Source organism: Microbacterium sp. 2MCAF23 (genome assembly GCF_052115565.1).
Taxonomy (GTDB): Bacteria; Actinomycetota; Actinomycetes; order Actinomycetales; family Microbacteriaceae; genus Microbacterium.
Genome location: NZ_JBFRGY010000015.1, coordinates 212,801 through 230,519 on the forward strand (window position 1 = coordinate 212,801; position 17,719 = coordinate 230,519).

Below are 17,719 nucleotides of genomic sequence, written 5' to 3' on the forward strand. Positions count from 1 at the left end.
GGAGAAACCATGCCCATGCCCTATTCCGATCCGTCGCTGGAGCAGTTGAGAGCGACCACCCCGCAAGCCGTCCTGCCCGCCGACTTCGAGGAGTTCTGGGCGTCGAACCTCGATCAGGCGCGAGGGCTCGGCGGACAGGCCGCGTTCGTACCGGTCGCCAGTCCGTTCACACATCTCGGGGTCTGGGACGTGACGTTCCCCGGATATGCGGGTCATGCGATACGCGCGTGGCTGGTCGCTCCCCGGGAGCCGTCGCAGCGACGCGTCGGGATGGTCTGGTACCCGAGCTATGGCTCCGGGCGCGGCGCGCCCCACCAGTACGCCGCGTGGGCGGCAGCGGGGATCAGCGTGCTCGCGGTCGATGTGCGAGGGCAGGGCGCGGACTGGTGGGGCGGGGCGGGTGCGACGACTGACCCCGAAGGTGCAGGACCGGCGAGCGGATTCCTGACCCGCGGCATCGAGAACCCCGACGACTACTACTACCGTCGCGTGATCGTGGACTGCGTACGGGCGGTCGACGCCCTGAAGGCGTTCCCGGGCATCGCGCCGGATCGCGCCTTCGCGACGGGAGCCAGCCACGGCGGAGGCCTCGCCCTCGCGGTCGCGGGTCTGGTGCCCGACCTGCGCGGCGCGATCGCGGACGTACCGTTCCTGTGCGACTTCCCTCGTGCAGCGCGGATCTTCGAGTCCGGGCCCTATTCCGAGATCACCCGCTACCTCGCGGTGCAGCGGAACCCGGATCAGGTCTTCGGGACGCTCGCGTACTTCGACGCTGCGAACTTCGCACGGTTCGCCCGCGTGCCGCTGCTGGCCTCGGTCGGAGTACGCGACGGCATCTCCCCGGCGGCCACCGTCTTCGCCGCATACAACGCCTATGCCGGACCGAAAGAGATCGACGTCTACGAATTCAACGGCCATGAGGGAGGAGCCGAGCTGCGATGGGCACGGGAGCAGGCATTCATCGCCGAACTGACCAGCAACGAGAGGAACGTATGAGTATCACGGACATCGTCGGGCATACGGCCGACGCACCCCCGCCCGCCGGCCCCTACTCGCAGAGCAGGCGGCTCGGAGATCTGATCGCCTGCAGCGGTCAGGCCGGCTACAGGCCGGATGGCGGCATCGATGCGGACTTCGAGTCGCAGCTGCATCAGACGTTCCGGAATCTGCGGCACACCGCCCGGGCTGCAGGAGCGGATCTCGGCACTGCGCTCCAGGTGCGCATCTTCCTGACCGACCCCGGCCAGTTCGACCGGATGAACGAGATCTATCGTCAGTACTTTACCGAGCCCTTTCCGGCGCGCACGACGGTGACCGTGACTCTGCCACCTCCGTTGCTCGTGGAAGCCGATCTGCTGGCGGTCGCGCTTTGTGCGGATCCGGAGGTGGGGCGATGAGGTTCGCCCGCCTCGGCGAACCGGGGGAGGAGATCCCTGTCGTACTGCACGACGGGGATCTCCTCGACCTGCGGGCCATCACCGCGGACATCGACGGACTCTTCCTCGAGGACGACCCTGTGGGAAGGACGCTCGCGGCGATCGCCGAGGATCGCCTGCCTGTGCTTGAGGACGCGGGGGGCGCCCGGATCGCGGCGCCGATCGTGCGGCCGGGCGCCGTCATCTGCATCGGGATGAACTACGCCGCCCACGCGGCCGAGTCCGGGGCGGAGCCGCCCGAAGAGCCGATCATCTTCCTGAAGGCGCCGAACACGGTCGTCGGCCCGAACGATCCCGTCACCATTCCGCGCGGGGCGACGAAGACCGACTGGGAGGTGGAGCTGGGCGTCGTCATCGGACGTCGGACGGCCTACCTCGACTCTCCCGCCGACGCGGCTGCGCACATCGCCGGATTCGTCGTGGCCAACGACGTGTCCGAGCGTGGCTTCCAGCTCGACGTCTCAGGCGGGCAGTGGTCGAAGGGCAAGTGTGCCTTCGGGTTCACTCCCACGGGCCCGTGGCTGGTCACGCCGGAGGACGTCGATCCCGGCGCCCTTTCGCTGCGGAGCTGGGTGAACGGCCAGCCGCGACAGGACTCGAGCACCGCGGACATGATCTTCCCCGTCGGGCGTCTGATCCACCATCTCTCGCAGTTCATGACTCTGGAGCCGGGTGACCTCGTGCTCACGGGAACCCCGGAGGGCGTCGCACTCTCCGGGCGCTACCCGTACCTCGCGCCGGGGGATGCGGTCGAGACCGAAATCGAGGGACTCGGCGCGCAGCGGCAGCCCTTCGTCGCATGGCAGGCGACGCATTGACGCCCCCACTCCAAGGAAGAGACATGACCTCCCCCACCGCCGCCGCGCTGATCGTGCGCAGCAACCGCCTTGGCGCCGACCCGAAGAACACGAACTTCGCGGGAGGGAACACCTCCGCGAAGGGCACCGACACGGATCCCGTCACGGGACACCCGGTCGAACTGCTCTGGGTGAAGGGGTCCGGTGGGGATCTCGGCACACTCACGGAGCAGGGTCTGGCCGTGCTGCGGCTGGATCGTCTGCGCGCGTTGCAGGACGTGTATCCGGGCGTGGACCGGGAGGACGAGATGGTCGCCGCGTTCGACTACTGCCTGCACGGCAAGGGCGGGGCCGCCCCGTCGATCGACACCGCGATGCATGCGCTCGTCGATGCCGCTCATGTGGATCACCTGCACCCGGACAGCGGGATCGCGATCGCGACCGCCGCGGACGGGGAGGCGCTGACCGCCGCGGTCTTCGGCGGCAGGGTCGCGTGGGTGCCGTGGCGGCGTCCCGGGTTCCAGCTCGGCCTGGACATCGCCGCGATCAAGGCCGAGAACCCCGAGGCGATCGGCTGCATCCTGGGCGGGCACGGGATCACCGCGTGGGGCGAGAGTTCCGAGGAGGCCGAGGCGAACTCGCGGTGGATCATCGAGACCGCCGCCGCCCACATCGCTGAACACGGCGCCCCGGCCCCGTTCGGCGGCGTCCGCGCCGGCTTCGAGGCGCTGCCCGAGGCGGAGCGACGCCGACGGGCCGCGGCGCTGGCCCCCACGATTCGGGGGATTGCCTCGACCGACCGGGCGATGGTCGGCCACTTCACCGACGACGACGTGGTGCTCGACTTCCTCGCCTCGGAGAAGGCCCCGCGGCTGGCCGCGCTCGGCACCTCCTGCCCGGATCATTTCCTGCGCACGAAGGTCAAGCCGCTGATCCTGGACCTGCCCGCGACCGCCCCGGTGGACGAGCAGCTCGCCCGGCTGCACGAACTGCACGCCGCCTACCGGGCCGACTACCAGGCGTACTACGACGCGCACGCGTCGGCAGGCTCGGCGACCGAACCGGCGTCGCCGGCGATGCGCGGCGCGGACCCGCTCATCGTGCTCGTGCCCGGTGTGGGCATGTTCTCCTACGGCGCGAACAAGCAGACCGCGCGGGTCGCGGGCGAGTTCTACGTGAACGCGATCAACGTGATGCGCGGCGCCGAGGCCCTCTCCACCTACACCCCGATCAGTGATGCGGAGAAGTTCCGCATCGAGTACTGGGCGCTGGAGGAGGCGAAACTGCAGCGGCTGCCGAAACCCCGAAGCCACCAGGGCCGCATCGCGTTCGTCACCGGCGCCGCCAGCGGCATCGGCAAGGCCATCGCGACCCGCCTCGCCGCCGACGGCGCCTGCGTCGTGATCGCCGACCTCGACCTGGACAAGGCCCGTGCCGCCGCGGCCGAACTCGGAAACGCCGACGTCGCGATCGGGGTGGCGGCGAACGTCGCCGACGCCGACGCGGTGCAGGCCGCGCTGGAGCAGGCCGTGCTCGCGTTCGGGGGCGTCGACCTCGTCGTCAACAACGCGGGCCTCTCCCTCTCCAAGCCCCTGCTGGAGACCACTGAGGCGGACTGGGACCTGCAGCACGACGTGATGGCGAAGGGATCCTTCCTCGTCTCCAAAGCCGCCGCGAAGATCCTCATCGACCAGCACCTCGGCGGCGACATCATCTACATCTCCTCCAAAAACTCGGTGTTCGCGGGGCCGAACAACATCGCCTACTCCGCCACCAAGGCCGACCAGGCCCACCAGGTCCGGTTGTTGGCCGTCGAGCTCGGCGAGCACGGCATCCGCGTGAACGGCATCAACCCGGACGGCGTGGTCCGCGGATCTGGGATCTTCGCGTCCGGGTGGGGTGCGAACCGGGCTGCGACCTACGGCGTCGCCGAGGAGGACCTGGGACAGTTCTATGCGAACCGCACCATCCTCAAGCGCGAAGTCGTGCCGGAGAACGTCGCCGACGCCGTCTCCGTCCTGACCGGCCCCGACCTCACCCGCACCACCGGCCTGCACATCCCCGTCGACTCCGGCGTCGCCGCCGCCTTCCTGCGATGAGCGCGATGCCGCATGCAAAGCTCCGGGCCGCTCACGCGCCCGACTGTGAAGGTAGCTGGGTGCGTGAACCGGCTAGGAACTACTGCAATCACCGCCGACGAGGCACGCCGCAAACTCAGGAGCCAGTCATGATCGATGCCGATGCAGCCCCCGTTGTTCGGGGGCAGCCTGATCACCTGCGGAGTGTCTGGCTTCCCGGAAGGCCATTCGAGGGCCATATCTCGCGTGGCTACGCGATCGTCGGGGTACCAGAGTCGCCAGTCACTGTGCCTGGGATTGTGCTCCTGCACGGAGGTGACGGGACCGCCTACTGGGTTTGGGCACAGCAATGGGTTGACCGTGGATATGCGGTGGCTGCCGTCGACACCGGCTGGCGCACACCAACCGCAGGCGACGAACACGGCGACGCCCCGTTGCCCCACGAGTGGTCAGGTCCACGGCCTTGGGAGGGCACCTTCGATCAACCCATTCTTGGAGACAGCCAGTGGCTCGTCCACGCAATGCAGTTGATCGATGAGGCGCGGCGTCTCCTCGCCGCCGACGACCGTGTTGATCCGGAGCGGATTGCCCTCATGGGAGTCTCCTGGGGAGGACTGTTGACTTGCATCGCCTCCACCGTGATTCCCGGGTTCGCTTGCGCCGTGAGCGTATATGGTTGCGGGTACCTCAGCGAAGCATCGATGTGGAAACGCCGTGGCGTGTTCGATTCTCTAGAATCGGAGCGGGTCGCAGCTTGGAATGTGACATGGGATCCGTCGTCACACCTTGCGATGGGGAACATCCCCTTGCTCTTTCTTACCGGGGTCAACGATGTGGCGTATCCGCTTGTCTCCGTAGACCGCACTGCTGCCCTCTCGCCGTTGGCAAGTCGGAGCATTCTTCGGCATCTCCCGCACAGCCACGGTGATGCTTGGCGCCCCACGGAGCCCGAGCGTTTCGTCAATTCGGTACTTCGCGGGACGCGCCCCTTGCCTCGCATCGAAGCTGTGATCGACCATCCCGGACGCGCGCAGGCGCGAGTCGACTCAGACGGAGCTGTTCAAGCTCGACTGCTGTACACGACTGATGTCGGCGCGTGGGAGCACCGTCGATGGGACGAGACTCCGGCCAGTGTCGCCCGTGACGTTGTTGCGGTGGCAGTGCCCTCTGCTGCAACTGCTGGTTCCTCAACGTCACCGACAACGAAGGGGCAACCGCGAGTACACAGCTCTTGCAGCGCTGTCCCGGGTGAGTAATCCTCGCTGGCTCCTTTGCATGGCGGCAGAGGAGGTGGGATCAGAGCGATCTCGATGACGACGCTCATCTACGTCCACGGGGACACGGAGATGAAGCGCACCGGGTTGGCGAAGATCACCAATCAACATCGGTGCCGACCCAGCGCCGATCCCGATCTGGCGCGACCGAGAGGACATCATCCAGCGACTTTGCAGACTCGCCGGCTGACGTGTTATCCCGATCTTCAGTCGTTGCGATATTCCACCGTCCCTGCCACAGCCTGTCGTCTGGCCGCAGGCCGACCGGAGATCGGCATAACCCAAGAATCGGAACAATCGAGGCAGAAGCTGCAGCCGACGGTCGCGGCCGCCGTCATGGTGGCCAGTGTCGACAGGCTCTTGTCGAGCTCGTGCCACTTCTCGGTCTTGCGTCCGAAGTTCATCATGTCGGTGAACACCGGGCGGTGATGCCAGAGCACCCCGATCGAGTCGGGCACCCGGCCGAACATCTTCTTCGTGGCGAACTTCACCACGGCGCCGTACAGTCCGGTCACCTCGGTCGCGGGGACGCGGGTCTGGGTCGTCATGATCTGCTCCTTCTGCGGCGCGCTTCTCGCGCCTTCGACATGGAGACACCGCCCGGCTGCGATGTGTGACATCCGGATCCGAATTGGTCCCATGGGACGATGGATCCGTGGACACGACGACCTTCGCAGCGACCGACGGCTTCCCGCACACGGCTCTGGTCGGCGTCACAGGCCCCGAGCGGACGCTCGCCGTTCAGGGGGATCCGCAGGCCGTCCTGCCGCTCGCCTCGGTGACCAAGCCGCTGACCGCTTGGGGCGTGTTCGTCGCGATCGAGCGCGGGCTGGTCGATCTGGACGAGCCGGCGGGGCCCGCAGGAGCGACGGTGCTGAACCTGCTCGACCACACCAGCGGGCTGCCCATGGAGGGGGAGGGGCCGTTGAAGGCCCCCGGTGAGCGGCGCATCTACTCGAATGCCGGCTTCGACGCGCTCGCCGCGCACGTCGCCGACGCCGTCGGCATGGACTTCGCGGACTGGATGCTGCGGGAGGTCGCGCTGCCGCTCGGCATGGAGCGCACGGATGTCACCGGACGTCCGTCGGCAGGCGCATCCGCCTCGATCGAGGACCTGCTGATCTTCGGGCGCGAGGTACTGCGGCCGACACTGATCCCGGCTGCGCTGCGCGACCTCGCCCTCACCGTCTCGCACCCCGGGCTGCGCGGGATCGTCCCTGGCTACGGCTCGTACGCCGACAACCAGTGGGGCCTGGGTTTCGAGCTGAAGGGGGTCAAGTCGCCGCATTGGCTGGCGGACTCGTTCCCACCCGAGACCGCCGGCCATTTCGGAGCCCTCGGCAGCTTCCTGCTCGTCGACCGCTCGCGGGACCTCGCCGCCGCGTTCCTCTCCGGCGTCCCGTTCGGCGAGGAGCACAAGCGGATCTGGCCCGCGCTGACCGAGGAGATCGTCACGCGCTACGGAGGCTGATCCGGATCCGGTCCTCAGGATCCGGCGACGGCGCGCGCATACCTCTCCGACAGCACCTGCAGGCGCGGGATCAGCTCGGGCGGGGACTCCACGGTGAAGTCCATCATCAGCATCCCGATGTACGCCGCCACGGTGTCGAGACTGTCGGCGCCGGTGACCAGCACGCAGTGGTCGGCGTCGATCGGCTCGACGACGCCGACCGTCGGATTGATCCGGTCGAGCACGGCCTGCGCCGGCGCATCGATCCGCAGCCGGGCGTGCACCGCCCATCCGCTCGCGGCGATCGTGCGCATCGCGAACGCCGTGTAGTCGCCGCCCGGCAACGGCTGCGGGTTGAACCTGCGGCGCGTCGGCATACGGAGCGACATCCAGTCCACCCGGTAGGTGTGCCACTCATCGGTGACGGGATCACGCGCGACCAGGTGCCATCGCCGCTGCCAGCTGAGCAGGCGGTACGGCTCGACGAGCACGGGAGAGTCCTGGTAATCGAAGCGCAGCCACTCGACGTCGCGGATCGCGGCCGCGGCGGCGGCCAGCACGGCGGGATCCACTTCCGGATCGGGGGCGTCGGTGCCGACGTTCTCCTGGCCGCGGTCGATCGTCGAGCCGAGGGCGTCGACGAGCGGGCGCAGGCGGGAGGGCAGCACCTGCTCGATCTTGGCAAGGGCCCTGGCGCCGGACTCCTCGATGCCGGTCAGGCCCGCAGCCATCTGCAGGCCCACGGTCACCGCGACCGCCTCCTCGTCGTCCAGCAGCAGCGGCGGCAGCTGCCCGCCGGATCCGAGACGGTATCCGCCCACGGATCCGCGCACGGCGTCCACCGGGTAGCCGAGGTCTCGGAGGCGCTCGATGTCGGCGCGCACGGTCCGCGGACTCACGTCGAGCCGGGCGGCGAGCTCGGCCCCGGTGCGGCCGGAGCCCGTCTGCAGCAGCGAGAGCAGGGCGAGCAGGCGGGCGGACGGGCTTGTCATCGGATCCTCGAAGAAGTTCTTTCATTAGGAACGAATACAGCCTAATGGGCTTCTACCGTGGAACACATGAACACCACCGCAGCTCTCGTCATCCGCCCCTTCACCGTCTCCGTCACCGACGCCGAGGTCGCCGATCTGCAGGATCGTCTGGCGCGCACCCGCCTGCCGCAGCCGGCCCCCGCCGACGATTGGACCACCGGCACACCGAACGACTACCTCCGCGAGGCGCTCGCCGCCTGGCGCGCCTTCGACTGGCGCGCCGCCGAGGCCCGCATCAACGCCTTTCCGCACTTCGTCGCCGAGATCGACGGCCAGGACATCCACTTCATCCACGTCCGCTCGGCGCATGAAGGGGCGACGCCGCTGCTGCTGGCGCACACGTATCCCGGATCCTCCGTCGACTACCTCGACGTCATCGACCGCCTCGTCGACCCGGTGTCGTACGGCGGCCGCGCGGAGGACGCCTTCGACGTCGTCGTCCCGGACGCGCCGGGATACGGCTTCTCCCAGCCCGTGACGGACGCCGGGTGGACGATGCCCCGCGTCGCCAAGGCATACGACCAGCTCATGCGGGGACTCCGCTATGAGAGCTACGGCGTGCACGGGTCCGACAACGGCGCGATGGTCGCTCGCGAGCTCGGTCTGTTGAACCCGGAGGGCTTCCTCGGCCTGCACGTGCTGCAGTTGTTCTCGTTCCCCTCGGGCGACCCATCCGAGTTCGAGCGCCTCGAGCCGGCCGACTACGCCGGGCTCGAGCACATGCAGTGGTTCCAGTCGGTCGGCGGCTACAACACGATGAACGCCTCACGCCCGCAAACGGTCGCGGTCGGCCTCAGCGACTCCCCGATCGGACTGCTGGCGTACAGCGAGCTGTTCAACAGCTTCGGCAACGGCACCTCGCTCGTACCGCTGGAGAAGATCCTGCTCGAGGTCAGCGTGAACTGGTTCGCGAACGCCGCGGCGGGCATGAGCCGCAGCTACTTCGAGAACGCGCAGGCCCAGGCCGAGCCGCAGGTCAACCACGCTCCGACCGGCGTCGCCGTCTTCAAGGACGACTTCCAGACGATCCGCGTCTTCGCCGAGCGCGACAACGACAACATCGTGCACTGGAGCCGCTTCGACGAGGGCGGCCACTTCGCCGCTCTGGAGCGCCCCGACCTGCTCGCCGGCGACGTCCGCGCCTTCTTCGCGGGGATCCGCGAGGCCTGAGCGGCTGGCTGAGCTCCGCCATCGCCCGGGTCAAAGAAGGAAACGCTGCTCGTCGCGCCCCGGCGGCGGCGTTTTCCTTCTTTGGGGGACGGCGCAGAGCGGCGCCACCCTGTCCGTCATCGTGTTGCGGGCGGCGGCCCTCGTCCGAGGTGAGCGGAGTAGCCTCGGACCCGGGCCGGCTCCGACATCGGTATCCGTCCCTCATTCCACCCGCACCGCGAAGGAGATCCGCCATGGCCGAGGTCGAGAGCTTCACCCTGGACCACACCGCCGTCAAGGCGCCCTACATCCGCCTGATCGGGGTCGAGCAGGGCCCGCGCGGCGACGAGATCTCCAACTTCGACGTGCGCTTCGTCCAGCCGAACGAGGGCGAGATCCCGACGGCGGCGCTGCACACGATCGAGCACACCCTCGCCTCGCTGCTGCGCGACCGCGTGGACGGGGTCATCGACATCTCGCCGTTCGGCTGCCGCACCGGTTTCCACCTGATCACCTGGGGTCGCCCCGAGGTTCCGGCGCTCGTCGAGGCCATCACCGACAGCCTGCGCTTCATCGCGGAGAAGGCCGAGTGGAGCGACGTCCCCGGCGTCAGCGCGATCGAGTGCGGCAACTACCGCGACCACAGCCTGCACGGCGCACGCGAATGGTCGGCGCGGATCCTCGAGCAGGGGATCAGCCGCGACGCGTTCACCCGCATCCTGGCCTGAAAGGGGCCCCACCGGGGTCGTTGAGCGAGGACGCCGAAGGCGACCGAGACGAAACGCGGTGCTCTTCCAGGTGCCGCGTTTCGTCTCGCTCCTCGCTGCGCTCGGTGCTCGCTCAACGACCCCGCGCGGGCTGCGCTCGCTCAGGAACCGGGGTTGCCGGTCGCTGAGCGAGCGCAGCGACGAGAAGAAGGGCGATGGCGCGTCAGGCCCGGGCGATGCGGAGCGTGCGCACCTCGAAGGGACGCAGTGACAGCGCCTCCCCGGTGCGCGGCGCATCCAGCTCGTCCTCGATGAGCGACACCTCGCGGATCCAGCCGTGGTCGAAGCCGACCGACAGCGTGCCGGTCGTGCGCTGGCCGAGCGACTCGTAGACGCGCACGATCACGTCGCCGGAGCGGTCGTCGGCGAGCTTCACGCTCGAGACGACGATGCCCTCGCCGGTCACGGCGACCAGCGGCTCGACCTCGTTCGCGCCGCGAACGATCGTCGACGGGGCGTTCAGCGCGATGCCCTCGGCCGTCGCAATCGCGGCGTCGGCGCCGATCACCAGGCCCACCTGGATCTCGTGCCAGCCGTGGTCGGTGTCGGGGTCGGGGAAGCGCGGGGCGCGCAGCAGCGACAGGCGCACGGACGTGGTGACGTCGTCGCCGTCCACGTCGCGTGCGGTGTCGAAACCGTAGATCGAGTCGTTCACGAGCGCGGCGCCGAAGCCGCCGTCCTCCTGCACGAGCACGAAACGGTGCATCGAGGTCTCGAACTTCGCCGCCTCCCAGCTCGTGTTCACGTGCGTGACCCGGCGCTGGAACCCGAACTGCGTCTCCGCGGCCGTCTCGCGCGCGAACACGTCCAGCGGGAAGGCCAGCTTGAGCAGCTTCTCGGTCTCGTGCCAGTCGATCTCGTTGCGCAGGTGCACGGTGCGGGATCCGGGACGCAAGGTGATGGTCTGCCGCAGGGAGGACTCCGAGAACGGGCGCTCGACGACGATCGTCGCCACGCCGTCCTCGACGGACGCGGAGATGGACGACACCGCGGTGAGGTCCTCCACGCGGTTGCGGTAGTACTTGTCGATGTCCCACGCGTCCCACATGTTGGGGAAGTCCTGGTGCAACTGGAACAGGTTCGCAGGCTTGCCGGCCGGGATGGTCTCGCGGCCGGACGCCTTGTCCAGCGCGGAGACGATGAGGCCCTCGGCCGAGATCACGACAGTGACGAGGTCGTTCTCGAGGCGGAAGCCCTCGGCGGTCTCGGTGAGGGAGACGGATCCGGTCGCTGAGCTTGTCGAGGCGCCCGGATCCGTACGGGTCCCTTCGACGGGCTCAGGGACCGGGTGCAGCGCCGCTGCCCCGAGCGCGCGCCCGTCGAACCCGACGCCGACCGACGTCGGCGTGAAGACGAGCTCCATGTCGCCGGAGCCCGCGAGCACCGCGCGGGCGGCCTCGGACAGCGCGCGGGCCTCGTCGAGCACGCCGGAGAGCACGGACACCGCCTCGCGGTGCACCCACGCGATCGAGGTGCCGGGGAGGATGTCGTGGAACTCGTGCAGCAGCACGGTCTCCCACAGCCGGTCCAGCTCATCGTGCGGGTAGGCCGCACCGAGGCGGACGGCGGCGGTCGATGCCCACAGCTCGGCCTCGATCAGTGCCTGCTCCGCCCAGCGGTGCAGCGCCTTGGTGGCGTGCTGGCTGGTGAGCGTGCCGCGGTGCAGCTCGAGGTACAGCTCGCCGACCCACACGGTCGGATCCGGCAGCTCCGCCTTGGCGGCGTCGAAGAACTCGTCGGGGTGGATCCACTCCACTCGCGCGCTGCCCTCGAGGTCGGCCAGGCGGGACGCCTTGCCGGTCATCTCGCGGGTGGTGCCGCCGCCGCCGTCGCCCCAGCCCACCGGGGCGATCGAGCGCGTCGCGACGCGGTTCTCCTTGAACTGGCGCGAGGCCTTGGCGACCTCCATGCCCGAGAGCTGCGAGTTGTAGGTGTCCATCGGCGGGAAATGCGTGAAGATCCGCGACCCGTCGATGCCCTCCCAGTCGAAGCTGTGGTGCGGGAACACGTTGCGCTGGTTCCACGAGATCTTCTGCGTGAAGAACCATTCGAAACCGGCGCGGCGCATCAGCTGCGGCAGGGCGGGGGAGTAGCCGAAGCTGTCCGGCAGCCACACGCCCTTCGACCGGATCCCGAACTCGCGCTCGAAGAAGCGCTGCCCGTGCGAGAACTGCCGCACGAGCGACTCGCCCGTCGGCATCACCGTGTCGGACTCGACCCACATGCCGCCGAGCGGCAGGAAGCGGCCCTCGGCGACCGCGGCCTTGATCCGCGAATAGACCTCGGGGCGGTGCTCCTTCATCCAGGCGTACTGCTGCGCGCTGGACATGCCGTAGCGGAACTGCGGCTGCTCCTCGAGCAGCGTCGTCATCGACGAGGTGGTGCGCGCGACCTTGCGCACGGTCTCGCGCAGCGGCCACAGCCAGGCGGAGTCGATGTGCGCGTGCCCGATCGCGGCGATGCGGTGCGCGCTCGCGTCGGCAGGGGCGGCCAGCACGTCAGCCAGCTGCGCCCTGGCGTCGCCCGCGGTCTCCACGATGCGCTGCAGGTCGAGCACGTCGAGCGCGTCGTCGAGCGCCTGCAGGATCCGCATCCGGCGCGGGCTGGTCTCGGGCAGCTCGGCCTGCAGTTCGAGCAGCACTTCGAGGTCGAGGGACAGCTCGAACACCTCGGGCTCGAACACGGCGAGATCCATGTGGCGGACGCGGTAGAGCGGATCCGGGGACGAGGTGAGGATGTCGCCCTCCTGCGTCGGCAGGAAGGGGTGGTAGTCCAGCAGCACGGGGTTGGAGGCGCCCTCGAGGAACAGCTCGATCGCCTCCTCGCCCTCGGCCCGCTCCGTGATGGGCAGCCACTGATTGCGGGGGTTCAGGCTCTTCACCGGGACCGGTTCGCCGTCGGCGCCGACGCGGTAGGCGAGCGCCTCGCACTGGAAGCCGGTCATGTTGATGTCGAAGCCGAGGTCGACGAGCGCCTCGACGCGCTTGCCGGCCCACTCGGCGGGCACGGTGCCGCGCACGCGGAACCACGTGGTTCCCCACGCGGGACCCCACTGCTGGCCGGCGGCGAACGGCGCGTACTCGAGCGCCAGACCGTCGGCGGCGGGGATCGGCTCGCCGGACAGCGCGTGCGCGGCGATCTCCAGCGGGATGCGGGTGGAGTGGACGGCGGGGCGCACGCGCTCGCCGAGCACGCGGGTGACGCGGCCGACGGTGAGCGAGGTCTCTTCGTGCACGGGGTGCTCCTTCGCGGTGCGAGAATGTGAGGACGCCTGGGGAATCCCGTTCCGCAGGGTCTACTAAAACGATCTAGTACGGTGAGTCTATGTCACAGGCGAAGCGCATCACCATCGCCGATATCGCCCGTCTCGCGGGAGTGTCCCCCGGCGCGGTCTCCTTCGCGCTGAACGGGCGCCCGGGCGTCAGCGAGCAGACCCGCCAGCGCATCCTCGCCGTGGCCGAGGAGCATCAGTGGCAGCCGAGTTCGGCCGCCCGAGCCCTGGTCGGATCCCGGGCGGGGGTGGTCGGCTTCGCCGTGAACCGTCCGGCGCGCACCCTGGGCACGGAGGCGTTCTTCACCGACCTCATCGCCGGGGTGCAGTCGGCGCTGGCCCAGCACGGCGTCGCGCTGCAGCTGGTCGTGGTCTCCTCGATCGAGGAGGAGATGGCGACCTATCGGCGCTGGCGCAGCGCGAATCAGGTCGACGGCGTGATCGTGATCGATCCCCGCGACGACGACCCGCGTCTCACGCTGCTGCCCACCCTGCCGCTGCCGGCCGTGGTGATCGGCAGCAGTGACAGCGCCGGGGATCCGCCCGCCATCTGGCTGGACGACGAGGCCGCGGCGCACGCGCTGTTCGACTACCTCGCGGCACTCGGCCACCGCGAGATCGCCTACGTGTCGGGACCGGCCGAGTTCCAGCACACGCGTATTCGCGCCGACGTGCTCTCAGCGCTCGCTGCCCGGGGCGCGGCGGGCGAGACGCTCGTGACCGACTTCTCCCCGGCGGCGGCGACCGCGGCCACGCGCACGCTGCTCAGCCGCGCGGCTCGGCCCACAGCCATCGTCTACGACAACGATGTGATGGCGATCGCGGGACTCCGCGTCGCGCAGGAGATGGGCGTGGCCGTGCCGCAGGCGCTGTCGGTGGCGTCCTTCGACGACTCCGTGGTGACCGGGCTCGTGCACCCGTCGATCACCTGCCTCACCCGCGACACCTTCGCGCTCGGCGAGCAGGCCGCGGCCTTCCTCCTGGAGCGGGTCGGATCCGCGGAGCCGCTGCCGTCCCGCCGTGGAACGGCCCCCGCGCTCACGATCCGGGAGAGCACGGCCGCGCCGTCGCGCTGAACGCGGTCGCAGAGGCCGTGTCTGGGTGCGTTCGATAGAGTGCTCTGGGCCGACGAGAGGATTCGCAGATGACGCCGGAGACCGTGAAGAAGCACCAGGACTACAACCCGGGGCCGCGCGTGGGGATCACCTTCTCCACCTTCGACCTGCTGCACGCGGGGCACATCATGATGCTCGCCGAGGCCAAGCGCCAGTGCGACTACCTCATCTGCGGCCTGCAGATGGATCCCACCCTGGACCGCCCGGAGAAGAACGCTCCCACTCAGACCGTGGTCGAGCGCTACATCCAGCTGCGCGGGTGCGAGTACGTCGACGAGATCGTGCCGTACTCGACCGAGCAGGACCTCGAGGACATCCTCCGCTCGTTCAAGCTCGACGTGCGCATCGTCGGCGACGAGTACGAGAACCGCGACTTCACCGGCCGCGCCTACTGCGAGGAGGCCGGGATCGAGCTGTACTTCAACAGCCGCGACCACCGCTTCTCGAGCTCCGGCCTGCGCAAGATCGTGGCGGCCAAGGAAGCCGAGCGCGAGGCGCGCGCCTGACACGACCCCGGGCGGTGGCGCGCGGTCGTGCTCACTCGACGACCCCGGGGGATCAGGCGGGAATCCCGGTGGCGGCCTCCGCGCCGTCGACGACGGTGTTGTTCGAGGAGTAGATGCCGGATCCGGTGTTCAGGTCGGGGCGGATCAGGTCGGTGATCCCGCGGGCGGCGAGGGCGGCCGGATCCGCCGCGGTGAGCGAGGTGGCGAACGTGGCGTCGAGGCCGGCCGCGCACGCGTCGACCCAGGCCTGGAAGATGGCGCCCGCCGGGCTCATCGCCGCGCGGCTGACCGGGATCTCATGCGCGTCGACCTCGATCACGATCGCCGTCGTGCGGGCCGGAGCCGGGCGGCGCTCCCGCAGCTCGGGGATGATCTCGGCGAACCGGCGCCCGATGGGCTTGGCCTCACCTGCCTGGTCGACCAGGCCCAGGGAGTACTCCAGCTCGGGGTAGTCGGCGAGCTCGCGGCCCACGTCGTGCGAGCACCACCAGGTCACGCCCCAGAGGTTCTCCGTGCGCGCCGCCGCGCGCACCGTCGCCTCGAGGAAGTCGGGGGTCTGCTCCGGCGCCAGGCAGTTCGACGGGGCGCCGACCTCCTGCAGCCAGATCGGGCGCTGCGGATCCGTCGCGAACGCACGGGACAGCTCGATCATGTACTCGGCGTGCCGGTCGCTCGCAGCGCTGCGTCCGCCGTAGCGCTGGGCGGTGCCGTTGAAGATCCAGGAATGCACGGTGGTCATCGCGCCGATCCTGCTAGCGTGCGTCGGTACGAAGCCGTGCCCGTCCATGTACCAGGCCGCGTCGTACTCGCTGTGCACGTGCGGCAGCCCGGGGGCGGAGCGCTCCGCCGCCTCCAGCAGCGCGCGCAGCCACCCCGCGGCCTCGTCGGGCGAGACCGGCCAGGGGTGCGGGTGCACGGCCGCGGAGAACTGGTTCACCTCATTGCCGAGCGTGAAGCCGAGGAAGTTCGGGGCGTCGCGCAGTGCGGCGCCGAGGCGCTCCACGAGTGCGACCTGACCGCTCAGAGCCTGCGGGTGGGTGAACATGTTCTTGTCGTGCCAGGTGAACAGCCACGAGGGGATGAAGTCGAAGCTCGACAGGTGTCCCTGGATCACGTCGACGCTCGCGTCCATCCCGAACTCGGCGGCGACGTCGACCACGGCCCGCACATCCTCGATGGCCTTCTCCCGGATCAGGGTGCGGTTGGGCTGCAGCACCGGCCAGAGCGGGAAGATCCGCACGTGGTCGAGGCCGAGCGCGGCGAGTCCGGCGAAGTCGCGGCGCACGGCGTCGAGGTCGAGGTCGAGCCAGGCGTGCATCCACTCCTTCGACGGGGTGTAGTTCGCGCCGAACCGCAGCGGAGCGACCCCGTCCGGGACGGTGGGGAGTGCGGCGTCGGTGCCGAGGGTCATCGAGTACGTCCTTCCGGGACGGGCTGGCGCGGGTGGGGCGAGTCGCCGAGGTCCTGCTGGAGATCCCACAGCTTCAGGGTCAGCTCACGCCGGATGTCGGCGTACGCGGGATCGAGATGCACGCTGGTGAGCTCGCACGGATCCTTCTCGAGGTCGAAGAGCTCCCACTCCGGAGGATAGGTGGTATCGCGCGTGTTCGGCAGGCCCATTCCGTCCGCGTAGAAGTAGATGAGCTTGTACCGCTCGGTGCGCACGCCGTAATGCGCCCACACGTGGTGCGATCGGTCGTCGTGCTCGTAGAAGCGGTAGTAGTGCGCGTCGCGCACCGGTACGGGGTCCTCCGCGGTCACCAGGTCGACCAGGCTGTGCCCCTGCATGCCCTCGGGGGCCGCGACACCTGCGAAGTCGAGCAGGGTCTGGGCGATGTCGACGTTCGAGACCATGGCCTCGGTGCTCCCGCCGGGGGCGACGCGGGCGGGGTAGCTGAGCACGAGCGGCATGCGCAGCGACTCCTCGTACATGAAGCGCTTGTCGAACCAGCCGTGCTCGCCGAGGTAGAAGCCCTGGTCCGAGGCGTAGATCGTGACTGTGTCATCGAACTGACCCTTCGTCCGCAGGAAGTCGGTGAGCGCCTGCACGCCCTCGTCGACCGCGGCCACGCAGCGCAGGTAGTCCTGCATGTAGCGCTGGTACTTCCACACCGCACGCTCCGCATAGCCGAGCTCGGACGGCGGATCCTGCTTGAGGTCGATGTCGTTCAGGTCGTCGGCGATCCGCATGGTCGCGTGGTGCGCGGGGGTTCCTCGACCCTCGTAATCGTCGTGGAAGGTGGCGGGCAGCGGGATCGGATCCGAGAACAGGTCCGCATGCCGCGGATGCGGCTCCCACGGGCGGTGCGGCGCCTTGTGCCAGACCAGCACGCAGTACGGCTCATCGCCCTGCGCGTCCATCCACGCCAGCGCGTGCTCGGTGATGATGTCGGTGACGTAGCCCTCGTAGCGCACCGGGCCGTCGGGCGTGTAGAACTCCGGGTCGAAGTACTCGCCCTGATCGGGCAGCACCTCCCAGTGATCGAACCCGACCGGGTCGTGGTCGGGGCCGTGCCCCAGGTGCCATTTGCCGAAGAGGGCGGTGCGGTAGCCCGCCGCCTTCAGCGCGGTGATGAACGTCCCGCGGTCGTTCGCGAGGTGCGTCGTGAGCGTCGTGACCTCGCTGGTGTGGCTGTAGGTGCCGGTGAGGAACGAGGCGCGGCTCGGCGTGCACAGCGCGTTCTCCACCAGGGCGCGGTCGAAGCGCATCCCGGCGGCGGCGATCGTATCGATGCCGGGGGTCGTGTTCACCGCTGAGCCGTAGCAGCCGATCGCATTCGAGGCGTGGTCGTCGGTCAGCACGAACACGATGTTCGGGCGACGGGGACTGCTCATCGCGTTCCTC

General features: G+C 69.3%; 15 protein-coding genes. 10 read left to right on the plus strand and 5 right to left on the minus strand.

All coding sequences use genetic code 11. The features are described from left to right. Positions 1–9: 9 nt before the first annotated feature. From AB4078_RS16365 to AB4078_RS16385, 5 genes are all read left to right on the plus strand, one after another. Positions 10–996 carry an acetylxylan esterase gene (locus tag AB4078_RS16365; RefSeq protein WP_441978020.1) on the plus strand — a complete coding sequence of 329 codons (987 nt, stop codon included), beginning with the start codon at positions 10–12 and terminating at the stop codon, positions 994–996. Further along, complete coding sequence (locus tag AB4078_RS16370; RefSeq protein WP_441978021.1) at positions 993–1,397, plus strand: Rid family hydrolase; 405 nt, start codon at positions 993–995, stop codon at positions 1,395–1,397. The genes AB4078_RS16365 and AB4078_RS16370 overlap by 4 nt, the downstream gene beginning before the upstream one ends. Then, entirely contained in the window at positions 1,394–2,254 is an 861-nt protein-coding gene (locus tag AB4078_RS16375) for a fumarylacetoacetate hydrolase family protein (RefSeq protein WP_441978022.1), read from the plus strand. The genes AB4078_RS16370 and AB4078_RS16375 overlap by 4 nt, the downstream gene beginning before the upstream one ends. Positions 2,255–2,277: 23 nt before the next feature. Beyond that, complete coding sequence (locus AB4078_RS16380; RefSeq protein WP_441978023.1) at positions 2,278–4,332, plus strand: bifunctional aldolase/short-chain dehydrogenase; 2,055 nt, start codon at positions 2,278–2,280, stop codon at positions 4,330–4,332. 500 nt (positions 4,333–4,832) lie between these two features. Beyond that, positions 4,833–5,567, plus strand: coding sequence for an alpha/beta hydrolase family protein (locus tag AB4078_RS16385; RefSeq protein WP_441978086.1), 735 nt, complete (start codon positions 4,833–4,835; stop codon positions 5,565–5,567). A 224-nt stretch (positions 5,568–5,791) separates the two neighbouring features. Here the strand turns inward: AB4078_RS16385 and AB4078_RS16390 are convergent, their stop codons facing one another. Continuing rightward, positions 5,792–6,133, minus strand: coding sequence for a hypothetical protein (locus AB4078_RS16390; RefSeq protein ID WP_441978024.1), 342 nt, complete (start codon positions 6,131–6,133; stop codon positions 5,792–5,794). Positions 6,134–6,240: 107 nt separating this feature from the next. On the opposite strand from AB4078_RS16390, the gene AB4078_RS16395 reads away from it, so the two are divergent. Next, on the plus strand, positions 6,241–7,056 hold the full coding sequence (locus tag AB4078_RS16395; protein WP_441978025.1) for a serine hydrolase domain-containing protein: 816 nt from the start codon (positions 6,241–6,243) through the stop codon (positions 7,054–7,056). Between the two features lie 14 nt (positions 7,057–7,070). On the opposite strand, the gene AB4078_RS16400 is transcribed toward AB4078_RS16395, so the two are convergent. Then, positions 7,071–8,027 carry a helix-turn-helix transcriptional regulator gene (locus tag AB4078_RS16400; protein WP_441978026.1) on the minus strand — a complete coding sequence of 319 codons (957 nt, stop codon included), beginning with the start codon at positions 8,025–8,027 and terminating at the stop codon, positions 7,071–7,073. A 66-nt stretch (positions 8,028–8,093) separates the two neighbouring features. Between AB4078_RS16400 and AB4078_RS16405 the strand changes: the two genes are divergently transcribed. Next, complete coding sequence (locus AB4078_RS16405; protein WP_441978027.1) at positions 8,094–9,236, plus strand: epoxide hydrolase family protein; 1,143 nt, start codon at positions 8,094–8,096, stop codon at positions 9,234–9,236. Between the two features lie 233 nt (positions 9,237–9,469). Further along, entirely contained in the window at positions 9,470–9,943 is a 474-nt protein-coding gene (locus AB4078_RS16410; RefSeq protein ID WP_440734328.1) for an S-ribosylhomocysteine lyase, read from the plus strand. Positions 9,944–10,145: 202 nt separating this feature from the next. Here AB4078_RS16410 and AB4078_RS16415 read toward each other — a convergent pair whose 3' ends face one another. Next, complete coding sequence (locus AB4078_RS16415; protein WP_441978028.1) at positions 10,146–13,217, minus strand: alpha-mannosidase; 3,072 nt, start codon at positions 13,215–13,217, stop codon at positions 10,146–10,148. Positions 13,218–13,306: 89 nt separating this feature from the next. On the opposite strand from AB4078_RS16415, the gene AB4078_RS16420 reads away from it, so the two are divergent. Next, the gene (locus AB4078_RS16420; protein ID WP_441978029.1) at positions 13,307–14,329 is read left to right on the plus strand and encodes a LacI family DNA-binding transcriptional regulator; all 1,023 of its coding nucleotides are present in this window, start codon (positions 13,307–13,309) and stop codon (positions 14,327–14,329) included. Between the two features lie 68 nt (positions 14,330–14,397). Then, positions 14,398–14,874, plus strand: a complete 477-nt coding sequence (locus AB4078_RS16425) for an adenylyltransferase/cytidyltransferase family protein (RefSeq protein WP_440734325.1) — start codon at positions 14,398–14,400, stop codon at positions 14,872–14,874. A 52-nt stretch (positions 14,875–14,926) separates the two neighbouring features. Here the strand turns inward: AB4078_RS16425 and AB4078_RS16430 are convergent, their stop codons facing one another. Then, entirely contained in the window at positions 14,927–16,285 is a 1,359-nt protein-coding gene (locus AB4078_RS16430) for a glycoside hydrolase 5 family protein (RefSeq protein WP_441978030.1), read from the minus strand. Beyond that, positions 16,282–17,709, minus strand: a complete 1,428-nt coding sequence (locus AB4078_RS16435; RefSeq protein WP_441978031.1) for a sulfatase family protein — start codon at positions 17,707–17,709, stop codon at positions 16,282–16,284. The genes AB4078_RS16430 and AB4078_RS16435 overlap by 4 nt, the downstream gene beginning before the upstream one ends. Positions 17,710–17,719 lie beyond the last annotated feature (10 nt).